The following is a 15000-nucleotide window of genomic DNA, read 5'->3' as shown; positions in this document are numbered from 1 at the left end:
GACGGGCAGCGCGGCAGGCGGTGCGGCGGGCGGTGCGGCGGGGCGACGGGGCGGGGCGGGCAGCGATGTACCAGGCAGCGGGCGACGGACCGAGCGGGGAGGGCGGGACAGGATGAGCACCACCACGGAGAACCAGGCAGGCGGCCCGGAGCAGGGCAACCCCACGCTGGAGGAGCTGCGCGGCCGGGTCGCCGCCGCCCGGGAGCGGCCGGGCTACGGCCACGACGCGGTGATCGCCTGCGACCGGCTGGTACGGATCTTCTCCACCGACGGGGTCGAGGTGCAGGCCCTGCAGGGGCTCGACCTGACGGTTGCCCGGGGCGAGCTGATGGCGCTGGTCGGCGCGTCCGGCAGCGGCAAGTCGACGCTGCTGCAGCTCCTGGCGGGACTGGACGTGCCCACTGCCGGGAAGGCCACCGTCGCCGGCTGCGACCTGCTGGCCATGAGCGGCGCGGAGCGGCTGCGCTACCGCCGCCAGGTGGTCGGCTTCGTCTGGCAGCAGACCGCCCGCAACCTGCTGCCGTTCCTGACCGGGCGGCAGAACGTGGCCCTGCCGATGCAGCTGAGCGGTGGCCGGGGCCTCGGACTGCGGCGGGGTCTCGGACTGCGCCGGGGACGCGGGCAGCGGGCCGGGGAACTGCTGGACCTGCTCGGCGTCGGCCACTGCGGGGACCGCAGGCCGGACCAGATGTCCGGCGGCGAGCAGCAGCGCGTCGCCATCGCGGTGGCCCTGGCCAACAGCCCCTCGGTGGTCCTGGCCGACGAGCCGACCGGCGAGCTGGACTCGGAGACCGCGGGCGTCATCTTCGAGGCCTTCCGCACCGTCAACCGCGAGCTGGGCGCGACGGTGGTGATCGTCACCCATGACCTGATGGTCGCCGCCGAGGTGCGCCGCACCGTCGCCATCCGCGACGGACGGGCCAGTTCCGAGGTGCTGCGGCGGCTGGCCACCGACGAGCACGGCGAGGAGTCACTGGAGGAGCGGGAGTACGCCATGCTCGACCGCGCCGGACGGATCCAGTTGCCCAGGCAGTTCCTGGAGGCCCTCGGCATGGAGCACCGCGTCGGCGTCTCCCTCGAACCGGACCACATCTCGGTCTGGGCCGAGGAGCCCCCGGCCGGCGGCTGAGCCCCCCGGAAAACGGACCCCCGGAAAACGGCCGCCCGGGGAACGGACGCCCGGTGCTCAGCCGAGGTGGGCGTTGACGGCGCGGGCCTCGGCGGCGAGTTCGGGGCATTCGAGGACGCTGACACCGGCCTGTTCGAGCAGCTCGACGCCCTGGCAGTCGGCGACGAACAGCGCCGGTTCGCGCCAGGCCAGCACCACCCGGGGAATCCCCGCCGCCAGTACCAGCCGGGCGCACGGGGTCGGCCGGGAGGCCCGGACACTGCAGGGTTCGAGCGTGGTGTAGAGGGTGGCGGTGCGCAGCCTGGGGTCGTCCGGGGCGAGCTTGGCCAGCGCGGCCTCCTCGGCGTGCACGGTCGGGTCGTCCTCGCGGGAGTGACCCCGCGCCAGCTCGGTGCCGTCGGCCCCGACGATCACCGCGCCCACCGAGTACGCCGTGGCGGACGGCGGGCAGAGCCGGGACTCCTGGATGGCGAGCGAGAGCCAGCGCCGGTCCTCGGCCGTGAGCGCGGGGCGGTCGACGAGGTAGCGCAGCAGCGCCATGTCGCCGACGGCGCTGGTCCCGGCCAGCGTCATCCGGTGCAGGGCGTCCTGCGGGAACCGGGTGGCCCCGGTGGTGTGCGCGAACCGTGGTGCCGCGGCGTCGCCGACCAGGAAGGGGGCGACCGCGAGCTGGATCTCGTCGACCAGACCCGCCGTCAGGAAGAGTGCGTGCACCGCTCCCCCGCCCTCGACCATCAGCCGGCGCACGCCCCGCGCGCCCAGGTCGTCCAGGACCGCGCCCGGGTCGAGCCGGGGGCCGGTGCCCACCACGTCGGCCAGCCCCCGCAGCCGCTCCGCGAGGCCCGCCGCGACCGGGGTGGGGGTGTAGGCCACCTTGGCGCCGCCGTGGTGCCAGAACCGCAGCCCGGGGTCGAGGTCGCCGCTGCCGCTGAGCGCGACCTTGAGCGGGTACTCCGGCAGGCCGCGGGCGATCCGCGCGGCGCGGCGCTCCGGCGCGTACACCAGCAGCCGGGGGTCGTCGCCGCGGAGCGTGCCCGCGCCGACGAGGACGGCGTCGCTGTCGGCCCGGAGCTGGTCGACCCGGTCGAAGTCCTCCGGCGAGGACAGCAGCAGCCGCTCCGGGGTGGTGTCGTCGAGATACCCGTCCACCGAGACGGCGGCGCTGATCAGCACATACGGTCGGTCGTCCGGCACGGTGCGGGTCCTTCACGGTCGTGGGAGCGGTGCTGGGTCCTCGGAGCGGGGCCCGGCTACGGGGGTGCGTCCAGCCAGGTGACGCGCGGGTCGATCCGGCCGGGGTGCCGCAGCGCGACCGCCGCCGAGTAGCCCTCCGGGACCGGGACGTCGGCCAGCGACCAGTCCTCCGGGCCCGGCCGCCTGGTGCCGACGTAGTCGAGGTGCGGTGCCCGGCCCAGACCGGTGCCGAGGCCCTTGAGGTACGCCTCCTTGCGGGTCCACAGCCGGGAGAAGGCGGCGACCTCGCCCTCCCCGCCCGCCTCCTCGGCGAGTTCGTCCTGCTCGGCCGGGTGCAGCGCGGGCACCAGGTCGCGGACCGCCTCCGGCCTCGGCCAGGCCTCGACGTCCGCGCCGACCGGATCGGATCCGACCGCGAGGGCGACCAGCGAACCCGCGTGCGAGAGCGAGAAGTGCAGCGGCTCCCGGTACGTCCCCGGGGCGACGATCGGCCGTCCGTGGCCGTCCGCGCCGCAGCAGGGGCAGCGGTCCCGCGCCAGCCGGACCGCCTCCGGCGGTACCGCCAGGTACCGGCCCAGCAGATGACGCAGCATCACATGGGCGCCGACGTAGCGGTCCCGGTCGGCGTCCCGGATGAACGCGGCGGCGCGCTCCCGCTCACCCTGGTCCAGCACGGCCGGCGGGCCGAGCGCCGGCTCCCGGGCGAACCAGAGGTCGACCGCACCGGCGGCCGGCACCACGAACGGGTACGAACGGGGGGCTGTATCCGGAGCTCGTGTCACACCCCGAGATTACAAGGAACATCGTTCATGATGCTTGTGTGACGACTCGTGCACAGACCGTGAGAAAAGTGTGTGGAGGCCGCTCCCAAGGGGGACACCTCGAACACAGGTGGGGGAGCCCAGGGGTGAGCGGGCGCCCTCTGTCAGTCGGGGCAGCGGGGGGATCGTCATGCGCTGGATGGTGAGTTCGAGCCTGCGGTTGGCCGCCGCGGTGGTCGCGGCGGCCGTACTGGTCCTGGTGGTCGGCGCGGGATCGCTGCGCCACGCCCCGGTGGACACCCTGCCGGAGTTCCTGCCGCCACAGGTGCAGGTGCAGACCGAGGCGCTGGGGCTGTCCACCCAGGAGGTGGAGCAGCTGATCACCGTGCCGCTGGAGGACGAGTTCAACGGCCTCGCCTATCTGGACCGGCTGCGCTCGCAGTCCGTCCCCGGGCTGTCGTCCATCGAGCTGACCTTCAAGCCCGGCACGGACGTCTACCAGGCCCGGCAGCTGGTGACCGAGCGGGTCGCGCAGGGTCCGGCCGTGGTGAACGTGGGCACGCCGCCGGTGATGATCCAGCCGCAGTCGGCGCAGAGCCGCACCATGATGATCGCGCTGTCCTCGAAGTCGACCTCGCTGATCGACCTGTCCACGCTGGCCCGCTGGCGGATCCGGCCCCGGCTGCTGGCCGTTCCCGGCGTCGCCAACGTCACCATCTGGGGCCAGCGCGACCAGCAGCTGCAGGTCCTGGTCGACCCGGCCCGGCTGCACGCCAACGGCGTCACCCTGTCGCAGGTCATCAACACCACCGGCGACGCCATGTGGACCTCGCCGCTGACCTTCGTCGAGGCCTCCTCCCCCGGTGCGGACGGCTTCATCGACACCCCCAACCAGCGGCTGTCGGTGCAGCACATCCTGCCGATCACCACGCCGCAGGACCTCGCCCAGGTGCCGGTCGAGGACGTGACCGGCAAGTCACCGGTGAAGCTCGGCACGGTCACCACCGTGGTCGAGGACCACCCGGCGATGCGCGGCGACGCGCTGCTCTCCAGCGGCCCCGGCTTCCTGCTGGTGGTCGAGAAGCTCCCCGGCGCCAACACCCTCGCCGTGGCGAACGGCGTCGAGCAGGCGATGGCGGACCTGAAGCCGGGCCTCGCCGGCGTCACCGTCGACACCTCGGTGTTCCGGCCGGCGACCTTCGTCCAGTCCGCCCTGCACAACCTCGGCTGGGCGTCGCTGATCGGCCTGCTGCTGCTCACCGTCTGGCTGGGCGGCTGCTGGCGGTCCTGGCGGGTGTCCCTGACCGGGCTGGTGGCGGTGGCGCTGCCGCTGGTCGCCGCGGCCTACGTGCTGTACCTGCGCGGGGCGACGCTCAACGAACTGACGCTGGCCGGGATGCTGGCCGCGCTGGGCGTGATCGTGGACGACGCGGTGGCCGGCGTGGTCGCGCTCCGCGGGCTCGGCCTGCGCCGGCACCTCGGCGCGGCCGCCTCCGGCGCGGACCGGGGCCCGGGCTTCGCCGGGGGCGACGGTGCGGGCTTCGGCACCGGCGACCGGAGGGGCTTCAGCCTCGGTCGGCGTGCGGGCGACAGCGGTGCCGCCGCCCCCGCCGGCCGACGTGCGAGCGACGCCAGAGCTCCCAAGACGGGCGAGGGTACGGGCCAGGGCACGGGCGGGACGGCTCCGGCCTCCCCGGCCGGGTCCGGCCACGGGGCCAGCGCGCTGACCGGCAACGCCGGCGCCGACCACGCCGCCGTCGACAACACCGGACCCGCCGCGGCGGCTGACGACGGGCCGCCACCGGACCCGGTCCCCGGTTCCGGCTCCGGGTCAGGCGCCGCCGCCGGACCGCCGCTGTCCGAACTCCTCACCGACGCGCTGGTCGAGGCCCGCCGCCCGCTCGGCTTCGCGCTGGCCGCGGTGCTGCTCAGCGCCGTACCGCTGCTGCTGATCCCCGGGCTCGGCGGCGCGCTGGCCCGGCCGCTGGTGGTGGCCTACCTGCTGGCACTGCTCGCCGCGACCGCCGTCGCGCTGACGGTCACCCCCGCGCTCGGCTTCCTGCTGCTGCGGGCCGGAAAGCCCAGGCCGCCCGCGACCACGCCGCACTGGCTCGAACGCGGCTACCAGCGGGTGGCCGGCGGCCTGCTGCGCCCGCTGACGGCCGGCAGCCTCGCGGTGCTGCTGGCACTGGCCGCGCTGACGGTCGTCCCGCAGCTCAGCCACACCTCGCAGGGCCTGATGCCGCAGTCCCAGGACCGCGACCTGCTGGTCCAGTGGCAGGCGGCCCCGGGCACCTCGCTGCCCTCGATGGAGGGCACCGCCACGGCGGCCGGTGACAGCCTGCGCGCCGTCCCCGGCGTCAAGGACGTGGCCAGCGACGTCGGCCAGTCGCTGATGGGCGACCAGATCGTAAACGTGGACTCGGCCCAGACCTGGGTCACCATCGCCCCGGACGCCGACTACGCCCGCACCACCGCAGCGGTCCGGGCCGTGCTGGACCGGCAGACCACGGTCCGGCACACCCTGCTGACCTACCCTCAGCTGGCGCTCCAGGACGCCACGGTGGACCGCTCGGACGGCAGCGACGCGGTCCGGGTCCGGCTCTACGGCACCGACTGGCAGACCCTGGCCGCGCAGGCCGCGCGGCTGCGCCAGGCGATCGCCGGCCTGCCCGGCATCAGCGGACTTTCGGTCCGGGAGCCGGTCACCGAGCCCTCGGTGCAGATCGCCACCGACGTCGACAAAGCCGCCGCGTACGGCCTCAAGCCCGGGGACGTGCGCCGGGCGACCGCCGTCCTGGTGGCCGGCATCCCGGTCGGCAGCTACTACCAGCAGCAGCAGATCTTCGACGTCGCGGTGTGGAGCACCCCCGCCGTCCGGAGCAACCTCGCCGACCTGCAGAATCTGCTGCTGGACACCCCCAGCGGCGGCACGGTCGCGCTCAAGGACATCGCGACCGTCTCGATCCAGCCCGCACCGACCGAGATCGACCACGACCAGGCCTCCCGCTACCTCGACGTCACCGCCGCCGTCCACGGCCAGGACCTGGGCGACACGCTGACCCGGGTCCGCGCGGCGGTGCAGGGCGTGGGCCTGCCGCTGGGCTACCACGCCGAGGTGACCAGCGGACTGCTGACCACCCAGAGCGGGCAGTTCCGGCTGCTGCTGTGCGTGCTGGCGTGCGTGGTCGGGGTGCTGCTGCTGTTCCAGGCGGCGCTGCGGAGCTGGATCCGGGCGCTGCTGCTGCTGCTGACGCTGCCGCTGGCGCTGGCCGGCGGGGCGCTGACCGCGCTGATCGACGGCACCCGGATCACCACGGGGGCGCTGGTCGGCTTCCTGCTGCTGCTCGGCGTCGCCGTGCACGGCGGGCTCACCCTGTTCCACCGCTTCCGGCTCGCCGACACCAACGGGGCAGGCCGGTCGAACGGGACCGGCCCGGCGAACGGGGCCGCCGCGGAGGCGCGCCGCGCCGCCGTCCTGGCCACGACCGGCCGGGCGGCCCCACGGGTGCTGACGACCGCCGTCGGACTGGCGCTGCTGCTGCTCCCGTTCACCTTCCGGGGCGACATCGCCGGGCTGGAGCTGGCCCGGCCGTTCGCCCTGGTCGTCCTCGGCGGGCTGGTCAGCTGCACCCTGGTGACGCTGGTGCTGCTGCCCGCCCTGCAGCTGCGGCTGCCCGCCTCCCGGCCGTCCGCCGACGGCACCGACCCGTCGGACCTCGGCGACGGCGACCCGGGCACGGGCACAGGCACGGGCGGCGTCGCGGCGGGCGGCGGCCTCGGGCCGGTCGGCGAGGTGCGCTGATGCCCCGTCACCGGACGCTCACCACGGCGCTGCTGGTGCTGCTCGGCGGCGGACTGCTGACCGGCTGCGGCCCCAGGGGCGTGACCGCGCAGGATCCGCAGCCGGCCAGCCTGCAGCCGGTCCCCGGCAGCTCGCTGCACCGGGTGGTGCTCACCCCGGAGGCGGTCGCCCGGCTGGCGATCGCCACCGCGCCGGTCGGCAGCGCCGCCGGGCTGCTGCGGATCCCGGAGACCGCGATCGTCTACGACCCCGACGGCCACCCGTGGGTCTACACCGTCCCCGCGCCGCGCACCTATCTGCGCCTGGCCGTGGTCGTCGCCGCCACCACCCAGGACGGCTCCGTGCTGCTCAGCTCGGGGCCGCCGCCGGGGACCCAGGTGGTGGACGTGGCCGCACCCGAACTGCTGGGCGCCGAGTACGGCGTGGGGGAGGAATGACGGTGAACAGCTCACCCCGCAGCGGGTCGACCCGACGTGAGCGGATGACCGCGATGCGGGCCGTCGTCACCTGGAGCCTGCGCTACCGCTTCCTGGTGGTCGCGGCGGCGGTGGCGCTGATGGCCGTCGGCATCGCCACCATCCCGCAGCAACCCCTGGACGTCTTCCCCGAGTTCGCCCCGCCACAGGTGCAGATCCAGACCGAGAGCCTGGGCCTGTCCACCTCCGACGTGGAGAACCTGGTCACCGTCCCGCTGGAGCTGGCCATGAACGGGATGGCCGGCCTCGACACGCTGCGCTCCACGTCGGTGCCGCAGCTCTCGTCCATCGTGCTGATCTTCAAGCCGGGCACCGACCTGCTGCACGCCCGGCAGCTGGTCCAGGAGCGGCTGGCCACGGTCCGGCCCACGCTGCCCAAGTGGGCCAGTCCCCCGGTGATGCTGCCGCCGGTCTCGGCCACCGGCCGGGTGCTGCAGATCGGGATGACGTCCAGCACCCTGAGCGTCGTCCAGCTGTCCCAGCTCGCCTACTGGAACGTCAAGGCGCGGCTGCTGCGGGTGGACGGCGTCGCCGACGTCTCGATCTGGAACGAGCGCCAGCCCACCTTCCAGGTGCAGGTGGACCCGGCGAAGCTGGCGGCCAGCCACACCACCCTGGACGACGTCGAACGCACCACCTCCGACGCCCTGGACTCCGGCGCGCTGCAGTTCTCCACCGGCTCGGTGGTCGGCGCCGGCGGCTTCCTGGACACCCCGTCCAACCGGCTCCAGGTCGCCCACCAGCTCTCCGTGCAGACCCCCGCGGACCTGGCCAGGGTCCCGTTGGAGGACCCGGCCGCGCAGGGGAAGAACGTGCCGCTGGGCAGCATCGGCCAGGTGGTCCAGGACTACACCCCGATCATCGGCGACGCCGTGATCAACGGGAAGCCGGGCCTGCTGCTGGTGGTGGAGAAGCTCCCCTGGGGCAACACCCTGCAGGTCACCAAGGACGTCGACCAGGTCATCAGCCAGCTGCAGCCGGGTCTGCCCGGGGTCCAGTTCGACACCCACATCTTCCGGCCGGCCACCTTCATCCAGGACTCGGTGCACAACCTCACCGACGCGCTGCTGCTCGGCTTCCTGCTGGTCGTGGTGATCCTGGTGCTGTTCCTGTTCGAGTGGCGGGTGGCGCTGATCTCGCTGGTCACCATCCCGCTGTCGCTCGCCGCGGCGCTGCTGGTGCTGCGGGCGACCGGCACCACGCTCAACACCATGGTGCTGGCCGGGCTGATCATCGCCCTGGGCGCGGTGGTCGACGACGCGATCATCGACGTGGAGAACATCCTGCGCCGGCTCCGCGACGCCAGACGCGCCGGCAGGGACACCTCCACCGCGCGGATCATCCTGGCCGCCTCCATGGAGGTGCGCAGTCCGATCGTCTACGCGACGCTGATCATCGTCTGCGCGGCCGTCCCGGTCTTCCTGCTGCAGGGGCTGACCGCCGCCTTCTTCCGGCCGCTCGCCCTCGCCTACACCCTCGCCATCCTGGCCTCGATGGCGGTGGCGCTCACGGTCACCCCCGCGCTGACGCTGATCCTGCTGCGCCGGGCCACCCTCAAACGCTTCCAGTCCCCGCTGGTCCGGGTGCTGCGCCGGTGGTACCGGGCGGCGCTGAACCGGATCGTGGCCAGACCCCGGGCCGCCTACGCGGTGTTCGGCCTGGTGGTGCTGGCCGGCGCGCTGGTCGCGCCACAGCTGGGGCAGTCGCTGTTCCCCACCTTCAAGCAGCGCGACCTGCTGATCCACTGGGACGCCATCCCCGGCACCTCCGACGCCGAGGTGGTCCGCACCACCACCGCGCTCGACCACGACCTGCGCACCATCCCCGGCGTCACCGACTTCGGCGCGCACATCGGCCGGGCCAAGCAGGGCGAGGAGGTCGTCGGCATCAACGCGGCCGAGGTGTGGATCAGCATCTCGCCGAACGTCGACTACGACAGCACGGTGGCCCGGGTCCGCGCGGTCGTCGACAGCTACCCCGGCCTCTACCGGGACGTGGAGACCTACCTCAACGAGCGGATCGAGGAGGTGCTGTCCGGCTCCAAGGAGGCGGTGACCATCCGGGTCTACGGCCAGGACCTGGCCCAGATGCGGAACACCGCCTACCAGGTGCTCGGGCGGGTCCAGTCGGTGCCCGGGGTGGTCGACCCGCATGTCGACCTGTCGATCGACACCCCGCAGATCCAGGTCGAGGTGGACCTGGCCAAGGCCGCCAAGTACGGGCTGAAGCCCGGCGACATCCGGCGCCAGGCCGCGACCGTCGTCGCCGGGCAGGAGATGGGCAACGTCTTCAAGGGCAACGAGGTCTACGGCGTCTACGTGTGGAGCGTCCCCTCGGCCCGGGACAACCCCAGCGCGATCAGCGACATGCGGCTGGACACCCCGTCCGGCGGCACGGTCCGGCTCGGTGACCTGGCCAGCGTGACGCTGGGCCCGGACCCGTACCTGATCACCCGTGAGGACAACTCCCGCTACATCGACGTCGGCACCAACGTCCAGGGCCGCGACCTGTCCGCCGTGGTCCAGGACATCCGCCGCAACCTGCAGGGCCTGAGCGTCCCGCAGGGCTCGCACTACACGCTGCTCGGCGAGTACCAGGAGCGCCAGGCCGCCCAGAACAGCCTGCTCACCACGGCCGCGATCGCCGCGGTGGCGATCCTGATCCTGCTGGAACTGGCCTTCGGCTCCTGGCGGCTGTCGGTCTTCGTGTTCCTGACCCTGCCGATGGCACTGGTCGGCGGGGTGATCGCGATCTGGGTCGGCGGCGGGGTGGTCACCATCGGGGCGCTGGTCGGCTTCTTCACGGTCTTCGGCATCGCCGCGCGCAACGGCATCCTGCTGGTGAACCACTGCCAGCACCTGGAGAGACACGAGGGCGTGCCCTTCGGGCCCGCCCTGGTGGTGCGCGGCGCGGGCGAGCGGCTCGCCCCGATCCTGATGACCTCGCTGGCCACCGGCCTGGCGCTGGTCCCGCTGGTGGCCCTCGGCGACCAGCCGGGACACGAGATCGAGTACCCGCTCGCGGTGGTCATCCTCGGCGGGCTGGTGAGCTCCACGCTGCTCACCCTGTTCGTGGTCCCCTCCCTCTACCTCCGCTTCGCCCACCCCGGAAGGCGGGCCGCCGCGGCCGAGGGGCCCGCGGCAGCCGACACCTGAGGTGGCCGCCCGGGTCCATCCCGGCGCCGCCTCGGCGCCGCGCGGGGCGGTCCCGGCCGCGCACCCACACGGCCGGGACGCCTCAGGCCGAACGGCCACAGGCCGAACGGCCACAGGCCGTCCGGCCTCAGTCGGTCCGGCCTCAGTCGCCGAACGCGGCGCGGGCGAGCAGCCGGGCCGTCACTTCGCCGGCCTGGACGGCGTGGTCGGCGGTGGCGCCGCGGCAGCGGCCGAGCGCGCGGTCGTACTCGGCCAGCACCACGCCCGCGTGGTCGGAGTCGGACTCGGTCAGCGACACCTGCCAGCCGCACACCTCCAGCGCGGCGGCGAACTCGCGGGACCGGGCCACGTCCACCACCACGTCCCGGGTCCCGTGGTGCAGCCAGACCGGGACCGGGGACGCCACCGAGGCGGCCAGCTCGTCCATCACGGTCGGATGCATCAGCTCGTCCGCGCTGCGGTAGTTGCTGCCCAGGCCGACCACCGCCGACGGCCGCCAGCCGTCGGTGCTCAGCGCCGACGGCCGCAGCGCGGCGGCCAGCGCCGCCCGGCCGCCCACCGACCAGCCCGCCAGCACGAAGCGGTGCGGATCGCCGCCCAGCCCGGCGGCGTTCCGGCGCGCGAAGGCGAGCGACTCGCGCAGCCCGCCCCAGCCGCCGTCGGCGGCGTCGGTGCGCCAGTCGGGCGCCAGTACCAGCAGCCCCTGCGAGGCGGCCGCCCGTCCCAGCGCGGCCAGCACGGTCCGGCTCACGGCCGGACGCCCGTGCCACAGCAGCACCGTCGGCCACCCGACGCCCGGCTCCCGCGCCGCCGGCCGGTAGACGTCGAGCAGCAGTCCGCCCGACCCGTACCGGACGCCGCGCCGTACCTCCACGCGCTCCGCGAGTCTCACCATCGTCGTGCCTTCTCCTCCGAGCAGGAACATGCGTACCATCGCCCTCCTACCCCCGAGGGCGCGAGCTCAGGCCCCCGGCAGGCGTGGCACCGCTCACGAGAGGGCAGGGATCGTGCATGACGACCATCCGTACGGAGCGGGAACGGAAGTACGACGGCATCGACACGGCCGCCCTCCCGGACCTGGACGGCCTGCCCGGCGTGGCCGAGATCTCCGACCCGGACGTCGAGGAACTGGACGCGGTCTACTACGACACCCCCGACCTGCGACTGCTCGCCCACGGCGTCACCCTGCGGCGGCGGACCGGCGGCCATGACGCCGGCTGGCACCTGAAACTCCCGGTCGGGCCGGACGAGCGCCGCGAGATCGAGCTGCCGCTGCGGGCCGGCGGGCCGCGCAGGGTCCCGCGCGCGCTGCTGCTGCGGACCAGCGTGTACGCGCGGGGCGCGGCACTGGTGCCGGTGGCCCATCTGCACACCCACCGCAGCCGCACGCTGCTGCTGGACGCCCGGCAGCGGTCGCTGGCCGAGATCGCCCAGGACGCCGTCGCCGCCCGCGCGGTGGCGACCCCGGACCTGGCCCCGGCCGGCGTCCCGACCGGGGCACGGGCCGCGGCGGGGGTCCCCGCCGGGGTCCCGGCCGGGGCCGGCACCGAGGTGTCCGCCGAGGCCGCGGAGGCCGCCGAAGCCGCCGAACCGCTGCGGTGGACCGAAGTGGAGGCGGAACTGGTCGACGGGCGCCCCGCCCTGCTCGACGCCGTCGAGCAGCGGCTCACCCGCGCCGGGCTGCGCCGCTCGGCCAGTTCGTCCAAGCTGGCCCGCGCCCTGGGCCTGGAGGTACAGCCGCCGCCCTCCCCCGACGTCCGCCCGCGCAGCATCGGCGCCGCGGTGACCGAACTGCTGCGCGAGCAGACCGCCGAGCTGATCGCGCTCGACCCCACCGTCCGCGCGGACCAGCCCGACGCCGTGCACCAGATGCGGGTGGCCGTGCGCCGGCTGCGCAGCACGCTGCGGATCCACCGGCGGCTGCTGGACCGGCGCGGCCCGGCCGGGCGGGTGACCGAGGAACTGCGGTGGCTCGGCGCGGTGCTGGGCGAGGCCAGGGACCAGGAGGTGCTCGGCGCACGGCTGGGCGCGGAGCTGGGGCTGCTGCCGGCGGCCGAGGCCCCGGGACCGATCCGGGAGCGGATCGACGCCTGGGCCACGTCCCGCTACCGGAGTTCCTGGAAGCGCGTGATCGCCGAACTCGACGGCGCCCGCTACTTCGCCCTGCTCGACACCCTGGAGGAGCTGGCCACCCGTCCGCCGCTGCGGCGCCGCCAGGCGCGCCGGGGCGCGGCGTCGGCGTTCGAGCGGACGGTGCGGCGCGAGCAGCTGCGGGTGGCGCAGCGGCTGGCCGAGGCGGCCGCCGCCCCGGACGGTCCGCTGCGCGACCAGTCCCTGCACGGCGCCCGGAAGGCGGCCAAGCGCGCGCGGTACGCCGCCGAGGGCGCCCAGCGGTCGGTGGGCAAGCCCGCGAGCCGGCTGGCCGGACGGATGAAGGCGGTGCAGCAGCTGCTCGGCGACCGCCAGGACGCCCTGCTCGCCTGCGCCCAACTCCCGGGCCTGGCCTCGGCGGCGCACGCGGCCGGCGAGGACGGCTTCGGCTACGGCGTCCTCTACGCCGGTCAGCGCGCCGCCATCGCCCAGACCGACCGGGACCTGCCGGCAGTCTGGCGCGCCGCCCGCCCCCGCCGCCTCACCCGCTTCACCTGAGCCCGCGTCCGCCTGAGCCCGCGTCCGCCCGAGCCCGCGTTCAAGCTGAGCCCGCGTTCAAGCTGAGGCCCGCTCAGGCGGCGCCCGCTCACGTCCCCCGGGGTGGGCTACCGGCACAATCGACGCATGGCCAAGAACCGACACCCGAGAAACCACGACGCGGAGCCGTGCCCCTGCGGGCTCGGGCAGCCCTACCGTGCGTGCTGTGGACGCTTCCACGCCGGGGAGGCGGCCGCGCCCAGCGCGGAACTGCTGATGCGCTCCCGGTACAGCGCGTTCGCCGTGGGCGACACCGCCTACCTGCTGCGGTCCTGGCACCCGGACACCCGTCCGGCCCGGCTGGAGCTCGACCCGGCGCAGCAGTGGCTCCGGCTGGAGATCCTCGGCACCACCGAGGGCGGCGCGTTCCACGCCGAGGGCACCGTGGAGTTCCGGGCCCACTACCGCGACGGCCGCCACACCGATGCGCTGCACGAGCACAGCCGCTTCGTCCGCGTCGCCGGCGCCTGGGTCTACCTGGACGCGCTACCGGAGTGACGCACGCGACGCCAGTGCCGACAGCGTCACGAAAAAGGTGTGCTAGCTTTGAAGACGTTGCAGTTGTGGTTCCCATGAACGTTGTGTGCGCCTATCGGGATGTAACCGACAGGCGCATTTGTTTTTCCGGTACCTGTGTCCATGTGTCGCAGTCGGAGCGGGGCAATCATCGCGGCGACTCGGATTTCACACGGTGTGAATTCCGAAACTGCCCCCGAAGGAGACATATCGTGGCTACTGGCACCGTGAAGTGGTTCAACGCCGAAAAGGGTTTCGGCTTCATCGAGCAGGACGGCGGCGGCGCCGACGTCTTCGCCCACTACTCGAACATCAACTCGACCGGCTTCCGTGAGCTCCTTGAGGGCCAGAAGGTCGAGTTCGACGTCACCCAGGGCCCGAAGGGCCCGCAGGCCGAGAACATCCGCGGCCTCTGATTCACCCCGCGCTCTGATTTCATCGAGCGCCTGACGCAATAGCGCTTTCGCGCTGTGTGCGTCCGGGAAGCCCCGCCGTGCGTTCGCACAGCGGGGCTTCTCGCTGTGCGCGCACCGCGCCGCACCCGTCCCGTACCCCCGCCGGGCGATCAGTAGGCCACGCCGACGGCCTGCCGCACGGTCGCCGGATTGTCGATCATCGCCAGCATGGCGTGGGCGACATCGGCGCGGGAAATGGCGAAGCCCTTGGCCACGGCGCCGCCGACGACCTCCCGGTAGACACCGGTGAGCGGCTTGTCGTTGAGCTTGGGCGGGCGGACCGAGGTCCATTCGGCGTCGCTGTCGCGCATCAGCGCCTCCATGTCGGCGAGGTCCGCGTACACGCCCTTGAGGACCCGGCGGATCACCGGGGTGCCGAGATAGCGCAGCACCGGCGACTCGCCGACCGGGATCGGCGCCAGCGGCGCGGCACTGACCACCAGCAGCCGAGACACCTGCGCCCGGGCCATGGCCTGCAGGATCGCCCCGGTGGCGACGGCGGCGATGCCGGCCTGCTTGCGGCCCCGCGCCCCGATGCCGGAGAGCACCGCGTCCCGTCCGGCGACCAGCGGCACCAGCGGCTCCGGGTCGGTGGGGTCGGCGGTGGCCACCCGCAGCCCCGGGCGTTCGAGGGTGAACCGGGACGGTTCCCTGACCACGGCGGTGACGTCGTGACCGGCGTCGAGGGCCTGCCGGACGATCTGGCCGCCGATGCCGCCGGTTGCTCCGAAGACGGTGAGTTTCACGATCGCTCCTTGGTGGGTAAGTATTCACTCACCCCTCTAGAGTGAGCATTCACTTACCTTGACGTCAAGCCCTCG

General features: G+C 74.0%; 11 protein-coding genes. 7 read left to right on the top strand and 4 right to left on the bottom strand.

What is annotated here, in order from left to right; all coding sequences use genetic code 11:
• Positions 1-112 precede the first annotated feature (112 nt).
• Complete coding sequence (locus ABH925_RS07590; RefSeq protein WP_370146301.1) at positions 113-1129, top strand: ABC transporter ATP-binding protein; 1017 nt, start codon at positions 113-115, stop codon at positions 1127-1129.
• A 57-nt stretch (positions 1130-1186) separates the two neighbouring features.
• Here the strand turns inward: ABH925_RS07590 and ABH925_RS07585 are convergent, their stop codons facing one another.
• Positions 1187-2323 (bottom strand): dihydrofolate reductase family protein, encoded by a 1137-nt coding sequence (locus ABH925_RS07585; RefSeq protein ID WP_370146299.1) that lies wholly within the window; start codon positions 2321-2323, stop codon positions 1187-1189.
• Positions 2324-2379: 56 nt separating this feature from the next.
• Positions 2380-3105, bottom strand: a complete 726-nt coding sequence (locus ABH925_RS07580) for a 4'-phosphopantetheinyl transferase superfamily protein (RefSeq protein WP_370146297.1) — start codon at positions 3103-3105, stop codon at positions 2380-2382.
• A 178-nt stretch (positions 3106-3283) separates the two neighbouring features.
• Between ABH925_RS07580 and ABH925_RS07575 the strand changes: the two genes are divergently transcribed.
• Genes ABH925_RS07575 through ABH925_RS07565 form a run of 3 tightly spaced genes read left to right on the top strand, consistent with a single transcriptional unit; the run spans position 3284 to position 10520 of the window.
• Positions 3284-6889 carry an efflux RND transporter permease subunit gene (locus ABH925_RS07575; RefSeq protein ID WP_370146295.1) on the top strand — a complete coding sequence of 1202 codons (3606 nt, stop codon included), beginning with the start codon at positions 3284-3286 and terminating at the stop codon, positions 6887-6889.
• Complete coding sequence (locus tag ABH925_RS07570; RefSeq protein ID WP_370146294.1) at positions 6889-7326, top strand: hypothetical protein; 438 nt, start codon at positions 6889-6891, stop codon at positions 7324-7326. The genes ABH925_RS07575 and ABH925_RS07570 overlap by 1 nt, the downstream gene beginning before the upstream one ends.
• A gap of 2 nt (positions 7327-7328) precedes the next feature.
• Positions 7329-10520, top strand: a complete 3192-nt coding sequence (locus ABH925_RS07565) for an efflux RND transporter permease subunit (protein ID WP_370146293.1) — start codon at positions 7329-7331, stop codon at positions 10518-10520.
• A 142-nt stretch (positions 10521-10662) separates the two neighbouring features.
• On the opposite strand, the gene ABH925_RS07560 is transcribed toward ABH925_RS07565, so the two are convergent.
• Positions 10663-11415, bottom strand: a complete 753-nt coding sequence (locus ABH925_RS07560; RefSeq protein ID WP_370146292.1) for an alpha/beta hydrolase — start codon at positions 11413-11415, stop codon at positions 10663-10665.
• Positions 11416-11531: 116 nt separating this feature from the next.
• On the opposite strand from ABH925_RS07560, the gene ABH925_RS07555 reads away from it, so the two are divergent.
• The 3 genes from ABH925_RS07555 (at position 11532) to ABH925_RS07545 (ending at position 14140) form a co-directional block, all read left to right on the top strand.
• Positions 11532-13169 carry a CHAD domain-containing protein gene (locus ABH925_RS07555; protein ID WP_370146291.1) on the top strand — a complete coding sequence of 546 codons (1638 nt, stop codon included), beginning with the start codon at positions 11532-11534 and terminating at the stop codon, positions 13167-13169.
• Between the two features lie 126 nt (positions 13170-13295).
• Positions 13296-13706, top strand: a complete 411-nt coding sequence (locus tag ABH925_RS07550) for a YchJ family protein (protein WP_370146290.1) — start codon at positions 13296-13298, stop codon at positions 13704-13706.
• A gap of 230 nt (positions 13707-13936) precedes the next feature.
• Positions 13937-14140 carry a cold-shock protein gene (locus ABH925_RS07545; protein WP_370146289.1) on the top strand — a complete coding sequence of 68 codons (204 nt, stop codon included), beginning with the start codon at positions 13937-13939 and terminating at the stop codon, positions 14138-14140.
• Positions 14141-14289: 149 nt separating this feature from the next.
• On the opposite strand, the gene ABH925_RS07540 is transcribed toward ABH925_RS07545, so the two are convergent.
• Positions 14290-14925, bottom strand: coding sequence for an NAD(P)-dependent oxidoreductase (locus tag ABH925_RS07540; protein WP_370146288.1), 636 nt, complete (start codon positions 14923-14925; stop codon positions 14290-14292).
• Positions 14926-15000 lie beyond the last annotated feature (75 nt).

It is taken from the genome of Streptacidiphilus sp. EB129, from assembly GCF_041262645.1.
Classification (GTDB): Bacteria; Actinomycetota; Actinomycetes; order Streptomycetales; family Streptomycetaceae; genus Streptacidiphilus.
Note: the sequence above shows the minus strand (reverse complement) of the source record. Positions and strands in the feature narration are given on the sequence as shown.